This window comes from Kitasatospora sp. NPDC058478, assembly GCF_042720345.1.
Lineage (GTDB): Bacteria > Actinomycetota > Actinomycetes > Streptomycetales > Streptomycetaceae > Kitasatospora.
Genome location: NZ_JBHXML010000012.1, coordinates 1 through 17,353 on the forward strand (window position 1 = coordinate 1; position 17,353 = coordinate 17,353).

Here is a 17,353-nt window from a genome sequence, read left to right on the forward strand (position 1 = left end):
CGAACGTGCTGTGGGCGCTCCTGCGCGACAACCGGATCTTCACCTCCGCCCCACCGGTCGCGCAGGCATCTTGACTTCATCATTGAGACTCCAGGGGCCGAACAGGCCTACGGGCGGACCGTACGGACTTCGACCGTCCGCCGGGCCGGGGCGCCGGGCAACCGGGCCGGGGCCGTTCGGGCGACGCGTCGAGGGCGGTGGAGGCGGGAAGCCCGGCGCGAACCGGTTCGCGCCGGGCCCGCGCTCGTTAGGATGAACGCGTGCCCCGCCGGCTACGGGGCGCGGCATCCGGAGGGAGTGGGCCGTCATGGCAGACGAGAGGCACGCCTCGGCGGCCGCGGAAGCGCCCGTCAGACGGCGCGGCCAGGGCGAGTTGGAGGCACAGGTGCTCGCTGTGCTCCAACAGGCGCCCGGCCCGGCCACCGCGGGGTGGGTCCAGGAGCGCCTGGAGGGCGACCTGGCGTACACCACCGTGATGACCATCCTGTCCCGGCTGCACGCCAAGAGCGCCGTCTCGCGGTCCCGTTCGGGCCGCTCCTACCTGTGGCAGGCCTCCTCCGACGCGGCCGGGCTGGCGGCCCTGCGGATGCGCCGGATGCTCGACGGAGAAGCGGACCGGGACGCCGTCCTGGCCAGCTTCGTGAGCGCGCTGCTCCCGCACGACGAGGACCTGCTGCGGGCGCTGCTGGACGCCGCGTCCGTCGATCCGGCAGCGGCCGACCGTGAGAGCTGACCCGTGGGCTTCTTCGTCTTCCTCCCGCTCATCCTGCCGCTGACCGCGGTGCCGATCGCGCGTCTCACCGAGCAGCACCTGCACCCGCGCGGTGCGGCCCGGTTGATGACCGTGATCAGCGCGGTGATGGCGGTGTGCAGTGTGCTCTGCCTCGGCCTGATCGGCGTGGTGGGCACCGCGCAGATCCCCGGCAACCCGCTGCCGGACAGCTGGTCCGACCCGGAGGTGCGGGCCGCGCTGCCGTACCACGAGACGTTCGGGACGGCCGCGATGTGGCTGCTGGTCCTGGTGGCCGCGGCCTGTGCCCGGACGGTCGGCCGGCACCTGCGGGTGCGCTCCCGGGCCCGGCGGGCGCTGACCGGGCTGCCGGCGGGGCCGGAGTCGGCCGGCGACCTCGCGGTGCTGCCGGACCGCAGCCCGTACGCGTACGCGCTGCCCGGTTCGCCGGGGCGGGTGGTGGTCTCCACCGGGATGCTGGCCGGGCTGCCCGAGGACGAGCGGGAGGCGCTGCTCGCGCACGAGCGGGCGCACCTGCGCCACCGCCACCACCGGTACCTGCTGACCACCCAGCTGGCCGCCTGCGTCAACCCGTTCCTGCGGCCGCTGCAGTACGCGGTGGCGTTCAGCGCGGAGCGCTGGGCGGACGAGGAGTCGGCCCAGGAGGTGGGGGACCGCCGGATCACCGCGCGGGCGGTGGCCCGGGCGGCCCTGGTGTCGCACGCGGCGCCGGCGCCCGGCTTCGCGGCCTTCGCCGCCCCCGCGCCCGCGCCCGGCCCGGTGCCGCGCCGGGTCGCCGCACTGCTCGGCCCGGTGCCGACGTCCCGCAACTGGCCCCCGGCGAAGACCCGGGCGGGCCTGGCCGCGATGGTCGCCGCGGCCGGTACGGCGGCGTCGGCGCTGTGCGCGCTCAACGCCGCCGTGGCCCTGCTGGTGGTGCTGAAGGCCGTCACCCCGCTGTAGATCAGGCGGTGGCGAGCGCGTCCAGGGCGGCCTCGGCGTCGGCCAGGGACTTCGCGGCGAGCGGCTGCAGCCCGGCCAGGGCGGGGATGTCGTCGGCGCGGGTGAGTTCGGCCGGGACGATGTGCAGGTGCTCGGCCGGGACGCCGAGCCTGGCGAAGTAGGCCCGCAGGTACGGGGTCTGGAAGTCGAAGGCCTCGCGCGGGGTGCCGGGGCCGTAGCCGCCGCCGCGGGCGGCCGCGACGACGACCCGGGTGCGGCGCAGCAGGCTCTCGCCGGTGGCCGGGTCGGTGTAGACGCCGGGGAAGCTGATCCGGTCGATCCAGGCCTTGAACACGGCCGGGACGGTGAGGTTGTACATCGGCACGCCGAGCAGCACGGTGTCGGCGGCGAGCAGCCGGTCGACCAGCGGGTGGGTGAGGGACCACTCGTGTTCCTCGTCCGGGCCTTCGGCGAGGGCGGCGACGTCGGAGGCCGGGATGGTCCCCTTGCGTTCGACGCGGCGGCCGAGCATGGCGTACCCGGTGCCGATCGCGGCGACCGGCTCGGCGGCGAGGTCCCGGTAGACGTACCGGCCGGCGGTGCCGTGCCGGGCGCGCCAGGCGTCGGCGAACCGGGCGGTCAGCGCGCGGCTGACCGAGTCGCCGAGGCTGATGCTGGAGTCCAGGTGCAGCAGGGTGGTGGTGGTCACAGCGTTCTCCCGTCACTTCGGTGCTGGGTGGATCGTCATCGGTGTGACGGGCGGGGCCGAGGAAAGGTGACCGATGGACCGGGACGAGGTGCTGGCGGCGCGGTTCGAGGCCGAGCGGGGGCGGCTGCGGGCGGTCGCCCAGCGGATGCTCGGGTCGACGGGGGAGGCGGAGGAGGCCGTCCAGGAGGCGTGGCTGCGGCTGGACCGGGCCGGCCCGGACGAGTTGGACAACCTGCCGGGCTGGCTGACCACGGTGGTGTCGCGGATCTGCCTGGACGTGCTGCGGGCCCGCGCGGTGCGCCGTGAGCAGGCGGCCGGCGACGCGCTGCCGGACGGCCTGCCGGATCCGGCGGCCGGCGCGGGGGCCGAGGGAGCGGATCCGGAGCGGGAGGCGCTGCTGGTCGACTCGGTGGGCCGGGCGCTGCTGGTCGTGCTGGATCGGCTGGGGCCGGCCGAGCGGGTCGCCTTCGTGCTGCACGACGGCTTCGCGGTGCCGTTCGAGCAGATCGCGCCGATCGTCGGCCGGAGCCCGGTGGCCGCCAAGAAGCTGGCCAGCCGGGCCCGGCAGCGGGTGCGCGGGGCGGCCGCGCTGCCGCCGGAGCGGCTCGCCGGGCACCGGCGGGTGGTGGAGGCGTTCCTGTCCGCCGCCCGGGGCGGGGACCTGGCCGCGCTGCTGGCGGTGCTGGCGCCGGACGTGGTGCGTCGGGCCGATCCGGCCGCGCTGCCGGCCGGGCGTTCCCTGGTGGCCCGGGGCGCGGAGACGGTGGCCCGGGAGACGACGGTGTTCGGCCGGCGGGCCCGGTTCGGCGCGGTGGCGCTGGTGGACGGGGTGCCGGGGATCGTGATCGCCCCGGGCGGGCGGTTGCGGCTGGTGCTGCGGGTGGCGGTGGCGGACGGCCGGGTGGCCGGCTACGAGGTGGTCGCCGACCCGGCCCGGCTGGCCGCCCTGGAGCTGGCCGTGCTGCCGGAGTGACCGGGTCGTGCCCCGGCCACTCCGGCAGCTCAGCCCTCAGCCGTCCAGCTCCTCCCGGAGCCGGCGGAACTCGGCGGCCAGCGCGTCCAGCGTGTAGTGCGCGTTGAGCCCGCTCGGGTTGGGCAGCACCCACACCGCGGTGTCGCCGATGCCCTCCGGCTGGCGGCCGATCGCGGCCCGCCGCTGCCCGAAGGCCGTCCGGTAGGCGCCGATGCCGAGCACGGCCAGGACGCGCGGGCGCAGCCGCAGCACGCGCTCGGTGAGCGCGGCGCCGCCCTCGCGCAGTTCCTCGGCGGTCAGTTCGTCGGCCTTGGCGGTGGTGCGCGGGGCGACGTTGGTGATGCCCAGGCCGAGCGCGGGCAGTTCGCCCTGTTCGTCCGGGCGGAACTGGCGCGCGGTGAAGCCGGAGCGGTGCAGGGCGGGCCAGAAGCGGTTGCCGGGGCGGGCGAAGTGGTGCCCGGTGGCGCCGGACCACAGGCCCGGGTTGATGCCGCAGAACAGCACCCGCAGTCCGGGCCCGGTGACGTCCGGGATGGTGGTGTCCTTGGCCGCCTGGAGCTGTTCGGCGGTGGGCTTCACGGGAGGGAGGGACTGGTTCGGCACCCGGCCAAGTCTGCCCGCTCCCTGATGAGCCGGGTACGCCGGTTCCGCAGCCGGCGCAGGCCCAACACCACCGCCGCCGCGTACGCCCAGCCCGCGAAGATGTCCACGATGAAGTGCTCGGCGCCGTACACCAGGGTGAACGCCATCGCGAGCGGATACGCGACCAGCAGTGCCCGCAGCCAGGGGCGGGCCGTCGGCCAGAAGAAGAACAGCAGCATCGCCGGGTAGGCGGAGTGCAGCGAGGGCATCGCGGCGACGTCGTTGGCGAACTGGCTGCCGTTCTCGACCAGCGAGTTGGCCTGCGGCAGCCCGCTGGTGGAGATCACGTCCCACACGACCCGGGTGAGCCCCGGCAGGTGGCCCTCCTGGGCGACCAGCCACGGCGGGTCGGCCGGGTAGAGCAGGTACGTGGCGAAGCCGGCGAAGGTGAGCAGCAGGTAGCAGGCGAGCAGTTGCCGGAACCGGTCGTGCCGGCGCCGCCAGAGCACCGCGAGCAGGACGAAGACCAGGAAGAAGTGCGAGAGGTAGACGACGGTCGCCGCGTAGTCGTACCAGTGCGGCGAGCCGGGCGTCCACAGCGCGTGCTGGAGCCGGACGGTCCAGGTCTCGCCGAAGCCGAGCACCTCGTCGGCGCGCAGTTGCGGCAGCCAGTGCGGGGCCCACGGGGTGTGCGCGCCGTAGCCGCGCAGCAGCGAGTACGTCCAGACCGCGGCCATCACCGGCACCCAGTCGCGCAGCACCAGCAGGAAGCCGCGGCGGCCGTGCCCGCTGTGCACGGCCGCCGTCAGCAGGGCACCGATCAGCCACAGGAACACCACGTCGTTGGCGAAGGCCATGCCCTGGGTGCGCAGGAACCAGACGAGCGCGGTCAGGTAGACCGGCCAGGCCAGCAGCCGGAGTCTCGACAGGCCGGTACGACGGGGGCGGGCGGTCAGGGGTCGCAGTCGCCCGGCCCGCGCCGGGGTGGGCGGGGCCGGGCTGAGCAGCTTGGTCATGCTCACCGAAACTACCAACGCAAACTTGGAGGACGCTGGGTGAACCATGACCGCCTCGTAAGAAAATCGCACAGCAGGGCCGCCGTTCTGACGGCGGAGCAGCGGGGTGACGGCCCCGTCATGAGACGAAGCCCAGCTCGTGCGGGGTGTAGTCCTCGGTGGTGAAGGGTCGAGGCACGGTCGGGTCCTCCTCGAAAGCCGGGCGGGCTACTTGCGGACGGTGTCCTGCAAGTTGAGGTCGTCGATCTTGTCCTGGATCTCGGCGAGCCTGCCCGGGCAGTACACCGAGAGCACGATCGCCTCGGCCCGCACCGCGTCGCGGTCGGACAGCACCGGCCGTTGGCCCGGCCCGTCGGCGCCGTTGGACATGCCGGACGTCCACTGCGCCTGGGTCAGCGCGTTCGACGGGTTCGCGCAGACGGCGCCGCCGTCCTCGCCCAGGGTGTGCACGATCTGGTCCCGCGCGGGCACCGGATAGCCGGCCGAACCCAGCGCCCGGGCGAGCTGCCCGGCCTTGCGGTCGGCCTGGTCGGTGGCGTGCAGCCGGGTGAACGAGAGCAGGCCGGTGATCAGCATCGCGACCAGCAGCCCGATCGCCCCGAGGTAGATCCAGCGGTGCCGGGAGGCCATCAGGCTCGTGGTCATGCCGCACCGCCCGCGGCGCCGCGCAGCTCGGCCGACTCCTGCGCGGCCAGCTCCGCCGCCGCCTCCGGGGAGCGCCAGCCGGGCTTGCGCAGCCGCAGGAACAGGTACGGGACCAGCAGGCCGAGGACCAGCAGACCGCCGCCGACGATCCCGATGTACGTCCAGACGCTGCCGCTGCCGAACTGCGAGGACGGTACGAAGCCGATCGCCATCGCGCACGCCGAGGCGAGCAGCCCGACCACGCAGATCGGCACCAGCGCCGGGGCCCGGTAGCCGCGCGGGTGGTCCGGCCGGGTGCGGCGCAGCCGGATCGCGGCGGTGAACATCAGCAGGTAGACGATCAGGTACACCTGCGTGGTGATCACCGAGAAGATCCAGTACGCACTGGAGACGTTCGGGATCAGCGCGTACAGCAGGGCGATCGCCGTGGTGACCACGCCCTGGGCGACCAGCAGGTTCTGCTGGACGCCCTCCCGGTTCAGCTTCTGCAGGAACGGCGGCAGGTAGCCCTCCTGCCGGGAGATCATCAACAGGCCCTTGGACGGTCCGGCCAGCCAGGTCAGCATGCCGCCGAGCGAGGCCGAGATCAGCGCCACCGCGATCACCGGGGTGAGCCAGCCGATGTCGAAGTACTGGAAGAAGGCGTCGAAGGCCTGCATCACGCCGGCCGTCAGGCTCAGCTCGCTGGACGGCACCACCCAGCTGATCGCCAGTGCCGGCAGGATGAAGATCAGCAGCACCATCGCGGACGCGGTGAACATCGAGCGGGGGAACTCCCGCGCCGGATCGCGCAGCGAGGAGACGTGCACCGCGTTCATCTCCATGCCGGAGTAGCTGAGGAAGTTGTTGACGATCAGCACCAGGCTGGCCAGGCCGGCCCACTGCGGCAGCAGGTGCGCGGAGTCCATCGGCGCGGCGGAGCCGTTGCCCTGGCCGAGGAAGACGAAGCCGAGCACCACCAGCAGCGTGCCGGGGATCAGCGTGCCGATCACCAGGCCCATCGAGGACAGGCCGGCCACGGCCTTCGTCCCGCGCGAGGAGACCCAGACGCCGGTCCAGTACAGCACCATGATCACCACGGCGGTGTACGGGCCGTTGCTGGCCAGCCTCGGGTTCACCACGTACGCGATCGTCGACGCCACGTACGCCAGCAGCGACGGGTAGTAGAAGATCGTCATCGCGAACTGGCACCAGACGGCGAGGAAGCCCAGCGGCTTCGACAGGCCCTCCGAGACCCAGCGGTAGACGCCGCCCTCCCAGCCGGACGCCAGCTCGGCGGAGACCAGCGCGGTCGGCAGCAGGAACACCAGCGCCGGGACGAGGTAGAGGAAGACGCAGGCCAGGCCGTAGACGGCCATGGTCGGGGCGGAGCGCAGGCTGGCCACCGAACTCGTGGTCATCAGGGCGAGCGTCAGCCAGGACATCCGGGGGGCGGTGACCACCCGGGCGGCCACCGAGCCGGTCCGCTCGCGGGTGGTCGGGGCGCCGGGGCTCCTCGGTCCACCGGGGCTCCCCCGGTCACCAGGGCCTCCCTGGCCGCCGGGGTCTCCCTGCTCACCAGGGCTGCTCGGGTCACCGGACCTGCTGGAACCGTCGGGGGCAGCGGCCTCGCCGGGGCCGCCCCGGCCGGGCGAGGGCGCGTCCGTGGAACCCATCTGTCCTCCTCCGGTACGGCCCCGGTCGGCTGCGCGACGTCCGGGCGGGAGGCGCCCCGGGCGCGGACGCCGCCCGGGAAGGGCCCCGGGGCGGGCCGTACCCGGCCAGTTCACCCGGTTGCCGAGGACGCCGCATGCGGCGTGCACCCGCACGGGTGAGCGACTGTCAGGGGCGGGCCGCCGGATCCTGCGGGGCCGGCCAGGCGGCGCGACGCAGCGTACGGCTCACGGTCGCGGGCAGCAGGGCGGCCGCGAGCAGGACGCTGATCGCGGTCAGCGCGACGGCGGGGGAGAGGTGGTCCAGCAGCAGGCCGCTGCCGAGCGTCCCGGCCGGCATGCCCGCGGTCAGCAGCGTCATGGTCGCCGCGATCACCCGGCCGCGGAGCTCGTCCGGCACCTGCCGGAACACCAGCAGGTCCAGCATCACCCGCAGGGCCGGAACGCCGATCCCCACCACGAACAGCGCGGCGAACACGGTGACCACCCCACCCGGCAGCAGCGGCGCCAGCGTCACCGGCACGGCGGTCCAGGCCACCAGCAGCAGCAGGACGCCCGGCCCGGCCAGCCGGTGCAGCCGGGACACCAGGACCGTTCCGGCCAGCGCCCCGACCGCCTCGCCGGCCAGCGCCAGGCCGATCCCGGCGCTGCCCGTGCCGCCGTCCCGCAGCAGCACCATCACCGGCAGCATCAGGGCCGTCCCGGCGAGGTTGACCACCAGCAGGACGGCCAGGGCGGAGCGCAGCAGCGGGGAGGCGGCGAGCAGGCGGAACCCGGCCAGGGCGCCGCCGGACTCGGGGGCCGGCTCCGTGCCGCCCGGTTCGCGGTTCGGCTGTGCGGTGGCTTCGCCGCTCGGCTGCGCGTCGGCTTCGCCGCTCGGCTGTGCGGGGGCGGGGCGGCCGGGGAAGCGCACCACGAGCGCGGCCACCAGCGCGAGCAGGGAGGCGAGCGCGGTGCCGAGGAACGGCACCGCGCTGCCGAGCCCGTACAGGAAGCCGGCCAGCGGCGGACCGGCCAGCGCGGCCCCGGTCATCCGGGCCTCGTCCTGGGCGAGCGCCTGCGGCAGCTGCTCCGGCGCCACCACCGAGCGCAGCGCCAGCAGCCGGATCGGGCCGCTGTACGCGATGGTCGCCCCGACGGCGGCGGCGACGAGCAGCAGGTGGGCCAGGGTCAGCCGGTCGAAGGCCATGGCAACCGGGACGGTCGCCGTGACGAGCAGCCGGGCGGCGTCGGAGGCGATCAGCACCCGGCGGCGGTCGAGGCGGTCGGCGACCACACCGCCGTGGACGCCCAGCAGCAGCGTCGTGACCATCTGTACGGCCCCGAAGGCCCCGGCGGCGGTGGAGGAACCGGTGAGCGCGAGGACCAGCAGCGGGAAAGCGGTGTCGCCGATCCGCATGCCGAGCGTCGCGGCGGCCTGGCCGGCCCAGAGCGCCTGGAAGCGCAGGTTCCGTCGCAGCGGGACGGGCGGCGGGGCCGCCTCGGCCTTCGCTGGCGCCTCCTCCGCCGTCTTTGACTCGTCAGCCGCCGTTCTGTTCCCCGCCATGACCCACCCCGCCGTTCGCGCTTCCGACATCATTCACGTTGTCGTGAATGATGTCGGAAGCATGATTGGTTGCGCAAGGGTGAGCGCTCACCAGAGCGTGATTGCGTGCGGCGCGGCCGATCTGCCAAGGTGGTGCCCGTGGCCGAGCACGATCTGGAACCCGCCGACGGCGGCGAGCAACCCACCACCTGGGTCAAGGAACGCCAGGTGGCCGACGTCGCCGTGCTCAAGGCACTGGCCGACCCGTTGCGGCTGGCCATCCTCGGCGCCCTGAAATCCGGCGAGGAACGCCCGCTCACCGCCAAGGAGATCGCCGCCGCGCTCGGCGAACCGCAGACCAAGCTCTACCGGCACATCAAGCAGCTGGAGAAGGCCGGGCTGGTCATCGTGGCCGGCACCCGGCTGGTCTCCGGCATCGTCGAAAGCCGCTACGCCGCCGCGCAGGAGTCGATCCGGCTCGCCCCGGAGATGTTCACCGCCGACTCCCCGGGCCGCTCCGAGGCGTACGACGCCATCCTGGCCGCCATCGACCGGGTCCGCGGCGACTTCCGGGCACAGGTCCTCGGCGGGCGGCTGGACTTCAGCTCGCCCCGGGACGGATCGGTCGGGCCGCCCGGCCTGTTCGTGCACTCGACGCTGCGGCTCAGCCCGGACCGGCTGATCCGGCTGCGGACCCAACTCGCCGCAGTCATCGACGAACTGAACGCGGAAGCGCCCAGCACGGCCGAGGACGCGGTGGACGTGACGGTCTTCACCCTGCTCTACGGACTCCAGCCGGGCACGGAATCATAAACTCCGCGCCGACTGTCGGTGCGGTGGGACACGATGACCGGCATGTCCTATGAACTCCAGGCCCTGATAGGAACATTCGAGCTGCTGGCGGTGGCCGCGGCAGAAACCTCGGCGGCCCGGGTGGTGCCGCTGGCGCAGGGGCTGGCCCTGATACCGGTCACCCCCGCGGTACTCTCCGCCCTCCAGACCGACGGCGGCTCGACGAAGCCCGCCGAGGCGGCCGGCTTCGGCTGGCACCCGGGCGGCTTCGAACTCCGGCTGGCCGCCTGGTCCAAGGCGGGCCCGATCGCCTGCGTCGAGGCCGAGTACTTCGGCGGCAGCGGCACCCAGCGCGCCGCCGTCTGGGAGAACGGCCGGATCGTCCTCGGCCCGCTCACCAAGGGCGAGTTCGAACCCTTCCCGCCCGAGGGCTCCCCGATCTCCCGCGCCCTGCGGCGGATCGGCGCCCGCACCGAGGCCGGCCGGGTGGACGAGTTCGCGTCCGTCGGCCTGTCCGCCCACCGCGGCACCAGCGGCTGGGCGGACGCCGACTGACCTGTCGTCGGGTGGCTCATCGTCGGCCGGCTGCCGCGCGCCGTTCGGCGTAACTGCGGTGGCTGCGTCAGGAATGCTGCCCCACCGTGTGGAGCAGGCGATCCCGCCTGACTCGCACTTGAGAGGAAGCAGCACCCATGCGTGCCACCCGGATGGTCGCCGCGCTGATCGCGGCCCTCGCGCTGACCGTGGTCACCACTGCGTCCGCCGCCGGCCACGAAGCCACGGCCCCGCGCACCACCGTCGCCTCCGCCCCGAACCCCGCCGCCATCCCGGCGCCCGCCGACGTGGCGGTCTCCGCCCCGCTCCTGCCGGCGGACCTCGCCCTGCCCGCCGACCTGGCCCTGCCGACCGTCCCGGTGCCCGCCGTCCCGGCCCTGCCCGCGACCCCGGACCCGAGCGCGGCCCTCGGGGCTCTCGGCGACGTCATCAACCAGATCGCCGGCCTGCTCGCGGAGACCACGTCCACCACCCCCGACCCCGCAGCCGTCCAGCAGCTCGTCGCCACCCTTCAGGCCACCCTGCAGAGCCTGATCGCCCAGCTCCCGGCCGCCCCGACGGCGACCGCCCCGACCCGGGCCAAGACCTCCGGCCCGGCCGCCCTGCTGGACCAGCTCGCCACCCTGCGCGCCCAGGCCCAAGCCCTCGCCACGGCCACCCACCCCCACCCCGCCGCCGGCTGACCCCATCCACGCGAAAGGCCCCGCCCCCGGGAGCTCAAACTCCCGGGGGCGGGGCCCTTCCGCACAACCCTCCAGGGGTCAGAGGTAGTTCACGTACTGCACGAGCGTCGCGCTGACCTGCTGTTTTCTGCCGAGCATGGCACTGACCTGGGAAAACTCTTGTCGGGAGTTTTCACTGGTCAGCGCCGTTTCCGCCCGCATGTGCCCTGGATGTGCCCTCGTTTCGCAGCACTTCGCAGGGCTGGAAGGTGAGAGATAGCGCTCGGGCTGTGGCGTTCAGTCGTCCAGCCCGAGCAGGGTGCCAACGCTGTTGTCGAGGCCTCCAGTAACCGATCCCTACCTGGATGGCCAAGATCGGGACAAAGGATTGCCGCCGGGCGTACCGTGTCCGTCAGCCGTGGAGGGAGGCCAGCCATCTCCGAGTTCGAAGAGCTTCATCATCTTGGCCATCTGGGGTATGGAGGGCTGGAGCTGGTCTACAGGCTGGTGCGGGAGGAAGCCCGACGATTCCCCGTACTGGCTCCTGCATCGGGGTGGCAGGTTGCCGACTGGGAGGACTTGCTCGGCGACTTCCTTGCGGACCGGGTCAAGGCCCTCAATGCCGACCTGCTGAGCCGCGCAACCGACGATGCTTCGATGGGTCGGATCCTGCGCAGGTCGATTCGGAACTGGTTGATCGACAGGGCCCGCCAGACGGGCCTGGGCGCATTGCGCCGCCGATTGGAGGCAGTGCTGTCCTCCGAGCCAAACTTCGAGCAGGTTTCCGAAGGCGAGTCCGGAGCCAAGCGATGGAGGCTGGCGGGAAGCGGATGGAATCCATGGTCAGGCGCCACCGGTGACCTGACAACTGCCTCTCATGCGGTCCAGACAGTGAAGATACCGAAGTGGTCCAGCACAACGCGTCGGGCACCAATCGCCGACAAGACGTCGCTCGTCGCCTTGGTCACTGCTGTCCTTAGCGCGGCTGCTGGATCGATGGAGATCGCTCAGTTGGTCGCGGTCTTCGCTGCACGGTTCCCGACCGTGCTCGACCCGGTGATCGTGACCACGGGGGACGAGTTCGAGGGGATTCACCGAGACGGAGCCCCAACGCCTGAAGAGGTAGTGGTTGCTGCCGAAGCAGAACTCGACACCGCCGTCACCGCAGTGGAAATCGTGGGGACGTTGTCACCGGAGGAGCGCCTCCTTGTACCCATTGCCGACCAGCAGGCTAGGGTCCAGGAGCTGTTGGGATGTGGCAGGAGTCAGGCAGCCCTAAAGGTGAAGCGCCTTCGGGAGAAGCTCAGGCAGCTGGTTGGAGAGCATGACGTTCACGGTGTGGGACTGGAGGTGATCAGGCTGTGCACCGAAAGTCACGACGTGGAGTGACCTCGTGGTCCCTCGGACACCGCGATGGTTGTGACGTCAAACATGGGTGGAGCTGTTCAGCCATGTCAGCCGGGAGGACTCCATGAGTGGACCAGGTGTACCCCAGCGCTTCCTTGAACTGGCCGCTGTGGCCATGGCACCACAGCAGTTGTCGAACGAAGGGCTTCGTGCCAGGTTCGGTGGTCCCGAGAAAGTCTGCCTCGCGGCAGGGCAGGTATGGCGTGCATGCTGGGAGGAGACCAGTCTCCTCGTGCTGATCCTGGAACTCGCGACCCGCGAGGTTCACGCTGTCCCGGTGACGATCGACCCTCCGGGTGAAGATGCAGCGAGCCTCGTGGTCGATGGCCACCGCACTGTGTTCGAGGTAGAAACAACGGTGTGGGCAGGGTTGGCTGGGCCAGTTCCTACGCGTGTCCTCGACCGCGTAGTCGATTCTTGGGAACCTGATCTCGTGGCGTGGGCTGCGGAGACGGCCGCCGGCGGAGCACCCTCCGTACCCGCGGGAGCCCGACAGGGCATCGCCCCTGTGTCGGTCTTCGACGCTTCCGAAGACGTACGAGCTGTCCTTGAAGATGATCTCGAAGCCTTGCGGATGGCGCCTGGCCTGCCTGCGGCAGAGGGATCGGCAAAGGTCGTATCGCTCGGAGAGCTACTGAAGGGCCGCCTCCCCGACCTGCCGGCTCTGGGCACAGCGTTGGGGCTCTCTCAGCCGGAAGTGATGAGGATCCTGCGGGGTTCGACACCCCTGGCCCCGGGACAGGCCGAGGGGGTCGCAAAAGTGACAGGCCTGCCGGTTGAAGCGGTCGCCGCTGCGGTACGCCCCCTCCCACCGGCTTTGGTAGCAGCGGCGGAGCATCCCCGCTGGCGACAGACCTGGAGGAGCAGGGCCCAGCGGCTGGGCGTCAGTGAAGGGGATGCGCGCCTCACGGGTGGCTATGGGGCGTTCGCGCTGGCTGCCCGCGAAACTGGTGGCGCAGATCCAGACTGGGAAGGTCGACTCCGGCAGTTCCTGCGCGGTGAAGACCTTGCCGGATCGGGTACGTAATGCGGCGCCGCTTCGTAGAGGAGGCACCGCCGCAAGCGCGGGCCATGATCGCCGCAGTCGAGAGGATCCACCCAGGCTCTCTTGCAGCGCTGCGCGAAGATCCACTGACCGAGCTGAACTCCTGGCCAGACCTTCAGGTCGTGACGGCACCTGAGGATGGGGAAGGCCGATGCTCGGTTGCCGGCAGTTATATGGATCAGACAGATCCGCCGACGCTTGTGGTTGGCACCTCCCGGTCGTACCGGCGCCGCGGGTTCACTGCGCTGCACGAACTGGGGCACCACCTGCAGCAGACCGACCCCGGCCTCGGCCAGGCTCTGTTTGCTTGGCAGGACTCGGAAGTCTTCGAGGATGCTGCATGCGACGCGTTCGCAGCTCGGGTACTGATTCCAGACAGCGAGATCCCCGCGAACGTGCGGCTACGGGGGCCGTCCGCAACGGATGTCGTCGAAATGTTCCGCCACTCGCGGGCGTCGCGTGAGGCGTGCTGCGTCCGGGCGGCGGAATATCTCGCGGGTGGTGCTGTGCTCCTGCTCGACGGCGACGGCACCACGATCTTCAGCATCTCCCGCAGTCTGATCCCCCCAGCCCGGGGTACTGATCAGTCCGGCAACCCCCTTGTCGAGCGAGCGCTGCGGACCGGGACTACGGCACAGCACGACAGGACGTACGTGGAGTATCGCTCAGGCAAGCAAAGTGAGTTGCTGTACGGACAGGCTGCCTGGTGCGACGAGGACTACCTCGTTGCGGTCCTCGTTCCGGACAATGCCCCCTGGCGCAGGTACTCGGCCCCGCGGCCGGGCACCGGTGCTTCCTGGTACGGCACATCGTGGGTCTGCGAGACCTGCGGAGAGGCGTTCGAGGTCAGCACCGCGCCGTGCGAACACTGCGGCGTCGCTACATGCCCCGACTCGCACTGTGGCTGCGTCACCGCCCGCATGGGTAAGGACCGCGCCTGCGACCGATGTTTCCTTGTGCTGGCTCCGAGCCGGTTCGATGGCGCCAGTGTCACCTGTCGCGACTGTGCTTGACCGCTCTTCCGGTAACAGGTGAACCTTGGCCGGACGATTCTAACGATGTGACGTCAGGTGTTGGTGAGCAGCTACAAGGCTGTTCGGCCTGCTGTGGCGGGTCTGAAGCCGGGGCTCTGACGCCCAGTAGTGAGAATCGAGAAACTGATGGGACGCACCCAAGACATCCTGGACGACATTCGCTCTCAGATCGACGCCCACGCCGAGCCGCTCGCGGCGGCCCGAGAGCGGCTGGCCCTGGTCCGCTCCACGGCCGAGGAGTTCCCCGGCTCCTTGCGGACCTACGCCAGTGGATCACTGGCGCAGCACACCTTCATCCACCCGGTCGGCGACGGAGACGGCGGACTCGTCCTCGATCGCCGCGTTTACCCGGGACTCGGGCCTGACGGGGGTGGCGAGACCCCTGCCGACATCTCGGCCAAGCTCTGCGGACTGTTGGGCCCCGCAGTTCGCGAGGTGTATCCCAATGCCCGGTGCGGGACCTCCAAGCGCGGGCCAAAGCTGACGTTCGGTCAGTCGGTGGACGGGCAGGACCCCACCGTGGACCTGGTCGTCGCGCTGACCCGCAAGGATGCGCCGGGGCTGTGGATTCCAAACCTCAAGAACAACACATGGGAGGCCTCCGACCCCGAGCATCACGTCAAGTTGTTCACCTCGGGAGGCGCCTCCCTCCAGCGCACCCGACGCCGGGTCGTGCGTCTGCTGAAGGCGTGGAACAAGCAGTACTCCGTCCCCGGCTTCTCCTCCCACAACCTGACTGTCTGGGCCTGCGAGTTCATCGAGCCCGGGATGGGCATGGTTGTCGCGCTGAGCACGGTCCTCGCGAAGGCGGCCCGCCGGGTCGACTCTGGCAGCGCCACGGTCGACCCCGCGGGGGTATCACCGAACGTTCGGCTGCTTGTCCCGCGCGACACCGCCTCTCGCAGGCTGCGTACGGCGGCTACTGCCCTGCAGGAGGCAATCGACCACGACGATGATCGCGACGCTGTACTCTCCGCCCTCTCCAAGGCCTTCTACAAGTACATCGACGATCCGTCTCCCAGCAGCCTCGCTCTGAAGATCAGTGAGCTGCGGCGGCCAGGCCCTCTCTCCACCGCAACCCTTGGGCTCGGTGGCCTTCCCGCAGCCATCCCCGCCGTCCGTTCGTTCGGCGTCCTACCTGAGGGCCGGTGAGCCGGCGAACGGCGTGGCAAGAGCCGGCCTGGTTCACCAGGCCGGCGCTTCGCTTCGCCTTCCAGCGTGGTATCGAAACCTGTGGCGTGACTACCAGAGCCGTAAAGCCCCCGCATCGGTACCGTGGCGGTTTCGCCCTTGCAGTGCCCTTCGACCTGCCGGACATTCCCCGACAGACCATCACCATTGCGTTTGGTCACTACCCTTCCCAAGTGCCGCACATCTACAGTGACGGACCGAGCGAGTCGCCGCACCGGTACAACGACGGCGCCCTCTGCATCTGGTACCCGTACGACCCGGCGGAGCAGCGGTGGCTGCTCCGCGACGGACCAGCGGTCCTGCTCGGCCTGATCGCGGCGCACTTGCTCAAAGAGGAGTGGTGGCGTCGAACTGGTGAGTGGCCGGGGCAGGAAGCCCCGCACCGCATGCTCGAGCCCAGCGTGTAGTCGAACCAGGAGGGGCGGCATGACCTCGCCAACCCCGGCGCTGCCCTCTCCCGCCCTAATCACGGTGACCACGACACCATCTGTTCCGTTCCCAGCCCCCGGACCCGCAACGACTGGGGGCGGGGTGCTGACATCTGCGGTAGTTTCCGGGGTCGTCCTCGCAGCCGCTCTCACCGCAACCATCAATCTGTGGCTCGCCCGAAGCCGCTCCCGAGAAGAGGAGCGCATCCGCCTGCGAACGGCTTTCGCAGAAGCCTTTGTCGCATACACCGCCTACAGGGAGATGCCCTACGCGATCCGTCGTCGACACGTCGACCAAGCCGCAGAGGAGCGGGTCCGCCTTTCGGAGATCCTCCGTGAGACCCAGGCCCAACTCGCTTACCACCTTGCTTGGACCGGTCTTGAGTCGCCTCCCGTCGGCGAGGCCTACAAGGACCTCATACAACACCTCCGCCGGACTGCCGGCACGGCCATGCACGAAGCTTGGGAAGCACCAGCCATCACAGCCGATGCACAGATGAACATCCCGCTGACCGTCATCGACCTCAGTGAACTCGCTCAGTACGAGACCGCCTACCTCGATGCCGTCCGTATCCACCTGCGTGATCTGCTTCCGTGGTGGAAGCGCCTGTGGGGTTAACGCATCCGCCTGGGCCGAGGCAGCCAGGTCGCAATGGGCTCAGTAGATCTTTCCGGTACCTCCAATCTGGATAGATAAGCCGTCATTCGTCGCATCGACGAATAGGGGAAGCGCGCCCACCTCAAGTCCGAGCTCAATGCAGATCGCGCGGTGAAGTGCATACTCGATCTCGCCGCGGTCGTACGGATCGTGTTCGGTCGCGCCAGGGTGGGTGCTCGGCCAAAGACCGTCGGCCACATCGTCGGCCCACGACTTAACCCATCCGTAGAGCATCTTTGCCTCCCCCGAAGCCTCTTCGGCAGCGACCCGGGTGAGGCTGTCCAGCGATCGTTGTGCCCGTCCACCATCGTGGCCGCACCTGGTGATGAGGGTGCATCGCAGTGCAGGTGTGTCGGAGCGGACGTCATCCCAGCGTGGATCGGCTATGGACTCCGTCCAGCAGTCAATCGCCGCTTGGAAATTACGATAGGCGTCGAGTAAGTGAACTCGGTCTGCGGATCCCCGAAGGCCGGCCTTGTACTGCCGCATCGCAAGCCGATCAATGTGGCCTTGATCGTAACGAGTATGGCAGTTCGGGCAAAGTATGATCATGTTGCTGAACTCGTGTGTACGGATCTCTGACCATGGAACTATGTGAGCCATTTCTACGGGGGTCGCTCGACAAGTAGGAATCGCGCATCGATGCCCCGCTTCGACCAGGAGGGCGCGCTGCAGTTCGCGCGGTACAGCGTGACGTCCGGCAGGCATACGGCGAGCTTACTCAACTGCTCTGACACGACGCCCTCTTGGCGTTCCGCTGGCTGTGAACTCGCCAGTGCTCCGCCCGCGGGGATGGCGCAGGCCCAC

General features: G+C 70.8%; 19 protein-coding genes and 1 pseudogene. 11 read left to right on the forward strand and 9 right to left on the reverse strand.

The window, feature by feature from the left end; all coding sequences use genetic code 11:
- Positions 1-307 precede the first annotated feature (307 nt).
- Positions 308-733, forward strand: coding sequence for a BlaI/MecI/CopY family transcriptional regulator (locus ACFWPT_RS09035; RefSeq protein WP_063348908.1), 426 nt, complete (start codon positions 308-310; stop codon positions 731-733).
- 3 nt (positions 734-736) lie between these two features.
- Positions 737-1,693 carry a M48 family metalloprotease gene (locus ACFWPT_RS09040; RefSeq protein WP_350876994.1) on the forward strand — a complete coding sequence of 319 codons (957 nt, stop codon included), beginning with the start codon at positions 737-739 and terminating at the stop codon, positions 1,691-1,693.
- Between the two features lies 1 nt (position 1,694).
- Here the strand turns inward: ACFWPT_RS09040 and ACFWPT_RS09045 are convergent, their stop codons facing one another.
- Positions 1,695-2,381: an FMN-dependent NADH-azoreductase gene (locus ACFWPT_RS09045; RefSeq protein WP_380480700.1), complete on the reverse strand. Its 687-nt coding sequence runs from the start codon at positions 2,379-2,381 to the stop codon at positions 1,695-1,697.
- 73 nt (positions 2,382-2,454) lie between these two features.
- On the opposite strand from ACFWPT_RS09045, the gene ACFWPT_RS09050 reads away from it, so the two are divergent.
- On the forward strand, positions 2,455-3,354 hold the full coding sequence (locus tag ACFWPT_RS09050; protein WP_380480702.1) for a sigma-70 family RNA polymerase sigma factor: 900 nt from the start codon (positions 2,455-2,457) through the stop codon (positions 3,352-3,354).
- Between the two features lie 36 nt (positions 3,355-3,390).
- Here ACFWPT_RS09050 and mug read toward each other — a convergent pair whose 3' ends face one another.
- The 5 genes from mug to ACFWPT_RS09075 all read right to left on the reverse strand — a co-directional run bounded on the left by mug (position 3,391) and on the right by ACFWPT_RS09075 (position 8,795).
- The gene (gene mug / locus ACFWPT_RS09055) at positions 3,391-3,933 is read right to left on the reverse strand and encodes a G/U mismatch-specific DNA glycosylase (protein WP_380480704.1); all 543 of its coding nucleotides are present in this window, start codon (positions 3,931-3,933) and stop codon (positions 3,391-3,393) included.
- Positions 3,930-4,952: a phosphatase PAP2 family protein gene (locus ACFWPT_RS09060; RefSeq protein WP_380480706.1), complete on the reverse strand. Its 1,023-nt coding sequence runs from the start codon at positions 4,950-4,952 to the stop codon at positions 3,930-3,932. The genes mug and ACFWPT_RS09060 overlap by 4 nt, the downstream gene beginning before the upstream one ends.
- A 207-nt stretch (positions 4,953-5,159) precedes the next feature.
- Complete coding sequence (locus tag ACFWPT_RS09065; protein WP_063348912.1) at positions 5,160-5,597, reverse strand: hypothetical protein; 438 nt, start codon at positions 5,595-5,597, stop codon at positions 5,160-5,162.
- Positions 5,594-7,021, reverse strand: coding sequence for an APC family permease (locus ACFWPT_RS09070; RefSeq protein WP_380480781.1), 1,428 nt, complete (start codon positions 7,019-7,021; stop codon positions 5,594-5,596). The genes ACFWPT_RS09065 and ACFWPT_RS09070 overlap by 4 nt, the downstream gene beginning before the upstream one ends.
- Before the next feature lie 397 nt (positions 7,022-7,418).
- Positions 7,419-8,795: an MFS transporter gene (locus tag ACFWPT_RS09075; RefSeq protein ID WP_380480708.1), complete on the reverse strand. Its 1,377-nt coding sequence runs from the start codon at positions 8,793-8,795 to the stop codon at positions 7,419-7,421.
- A gap of 138 nt (positions 8,796-8,933) precedes the next feature.
- Between ACFWPT_RS09075 and ACFWPT_RS09080 the strand changes: the two genes are divergently transcribed.
- The 3 genes from ACFWPT_RS09080 (at position 8,934) to ACFWPT_RS09090 (ending at position 10,804) form a co-directional block, all read left to right on the forward strand.
- Complete coding sequence (locus tag ACFWPT_RS09080; RefSeq protein WP_380379395.1) at positions 8,934-9,587, forward strand: ArsR/SmtB family transcription factor; 654 nt, start codon at positions 8,934-8,936, stop codon at positions 9,585-9,587.
- 42 nt (positions 9,588-9,629) lie between these two features.
- Entirely contained in the window at positions 9,630-10,121 is a 492-nt protein-coding gene (locus ACFWPT_RS09085) for a hypothetical protein (protein WP_380480710.1), read from the forward strand.
- Between the two features lie 137 nt (positions 10,122-10,258).
- Complete coding sequence (locus tag ACFWPT_RS09090) at positions 10,259-10,804, forward strand: hypothetical protein (RefSeq protein WP_380480712.1); 546 nt, start codon at positions 10,259-10,261, stop codon at positions 10,802-10,804.
- Between the two features lie 78 nt (positions 10,805-10,882).
- Here the strand turns inward: ACFWPT_RS09090 and ACFWPT_RS09095 are convergent, their stop codons facing one another.
- Positions 10,883-11,005, reverse strand: coding sequence for a hypothetical protein (locus ACFWPT_RS09095; protein ID WP_380379403.1), 123 nt, complete (start codon positions 11,003-11,005; stop codon positions 10,883-10,885).
- A gap of 183 nt (positions 11,006-11,188) precedes the next feature.
- On the opposite strand from ACFWPT_RS09095, the gene ACFWPT_RS09100 reads away from it, so the two are divergent.
- From ACFWPT_RS09100 to ACFWPT_RS09120, 5 genes are all read left to right on the forward strand, one after another.
- Positions 11,189-12,172, forward strand: a complete 984-nt coding sequence (locus ACFWPT_RS09100; RefSeq protein WP_380480714.1) for a hypothetical protein — start codon at positions 11,189-11,191, stop codon at positions 12,170-12,172.
- A gap of 1,089 nt (positions 12,173-13,261) precedes the next feature.
- Entirely contained in the window at positions 13,262-14,248 is a 987-nt protein-coding gene (locus tag ACFWPT_RS09105; RefSeq protein WP_380379408.1) for an ImmA/IrrE family metallo-endopeptidase, read from the forward strand.
- 147 nt (positions 14,249-14,395) lie between these two features.
- A complete protein-coding gene (locus tag ACFWPT_RS09110) occupies positions 14,396-15,421 on the forward strand; it encodes a hypothetical protein (RefSeq protein WP_380379410.1) in 1,026 nt (341 codons plus the stop codon).
- Between the two features lie 212 nt (positions 15,422-15,633).
- The gene (locus ACFWPT_RS09115) at positions 15,634-15,867 is read left to right on the forward strand and encodes a hypothetical protein (protein ID WP_380379413.1); all 234 of its coding nucleotides are present in this window, start codon (positions 15,634-15,636) and stop codon (positions 15,865-15,867) included.
- 19 nt (positions 15,868-15,886) lie between these two features.
- On the forward strand, positions 15,887-16,507 hold the full coding sequence (locus ACFWPT_RS09120; RefSeq protein ID WP_380379416.1) for a hypothetical protein: 621 nt from the start codon (positions 15,887-15,889) through the stop codon (positions 16,505-16,507).
- Positions 16,508-16,546: 39 nt separating this feature from the next.
- Here the strand turns inward: ACFWPT_RS09120 and ACFWPT_RS09125 are convergent, their stop codons facing one another.
- Both ACFWPT_RS09125 and ACFWPT_RS09130 read right to left on the reverse strand, forming a co-directional pair.
- Positions 16,547-16,780 carry a hypothetical protein gene (locus ACFWPT_RS09125; RefSeq protein WP_380480785.1) on the reverse strand — a complete coding sequence of 78 codons (234 nt, stop codon included), beginning with the start codon at positions 16,778-16,780 and terminating at the stop codon, positions 16,547-16,549.
- 279 nt (positions 16,781-17,059) lie between these two features.
- A pseudogene (locus tag ACFWPT_RS09130) lies at positions 17,060-17,254 on the reverse strand (HNH endonuclease); the annotation flags it as partial.
- Positions 17,255-17,353: the final 99 nt, after the last annotated feature.

What these genes read in the sequence shown, in the direction of transcription:
- ACFWPT_RS09105 (WP_380379408.1), top strand. Translation starts at nt 13,262, where the DNA reads ATGATCGCCGCAGTCGAGAGGATCCACCCAGGCTCTCTTGCAGCGCTG.
- ACFWPT_RS09110 (WP_380379410.1), top strand. Translation starts at nt 14,396, where the DNA reads ATGGGACGCACCCAAGACATCCTGGACGACATTCGCTCTCAGATCGAC.
- ACFWPT_RS09120 (WP_380379416.1), top strand. Translation starts at nt 15,887, where the DNA reads ATGACCTCGCCAACCCCGGCGCTGCCCTCTCCCGCCCTAATCACGGTG.
- ACFWPT_RS09035 (WP_063348908.1), top strand. Translation starts at nt 308, where the DNA reads ATGGCAGACGAGAGGCACGCCTCGGCGGCCGCGGAAGCGCCCGTCAGA.
- ACFWPT_RS09060 (WP_380480706.1), bottom strand. Translation starts at nt 4,952, where the DNA reads ATGACCAAGCTGCTCAGCCCGGCCCCGCCCACCCCGGCGCGGGCCGGG.
- ACFWPT_RS09095 (WP_380379403.1), bottom strand. Translation starts at nt 11,005, where the DNA reads ATGCGGGCGGAAACGGCGCTGACCAGTGAAAACTCCCGACAAGAGTTT.
- ACFWPT_RS09090 (WP_380480712.1), top strand. Translation starts at nt 10,259, where the DNA reads ATGCGTGCCACCCGGATGGTCGCCGCGCTGATCGCGGCCCTCGCGCTG.
- ACFWPT_RS09070 (WP_380480781.1), bottom strand. Translation starts at nt 7,021, where the DNA reads ATGTCCTGGCTGACGCTCGCCCTGATGACCACGAGTTCGGTGGCCAGC.
- ACFWPT_RS09085 (WP_380480710.1), top strand. Translation starts at nt 9,630, where the DNA reads ATGTCCTATGAACTCCAGGCCCTGATAGGAACATTCGAGCTGCTGGCG.
- ACFWPT_RS09125 (WP_380480785.1), bottom strand. Translation starts at nt 16,780, where the DNA reads ATGCTCTACGGATGGGTTAAGTCGTGGGCCGACGATGTGGCCGACGGT.
- ACFWPT_RS09075 (WP_380480708.1), bottom strand. Translation starts at nt 8,795, where the DNA reads ATGGCGGGGAACAGAACGGCGGCTGACGAGTCAAAGACGGCGGAGGAG.
- ACFWPT_RS09065 (WP_063348912.1), bottom strand. Translation starts at nt 5,597, where the DNA reads ATGACCACGAGCCTGATGGCCTCCCGGCACCGCTGGATCTACCTCGGG.
- ACFWPT_RS09050 (WP_380480702.1), top strand. Translation starts at nt 2,455, where the DNA reads ATGGACCGGGACGAGGTGCTGGCGGCGCGGTTCGAGGCCGAGCGGGGG.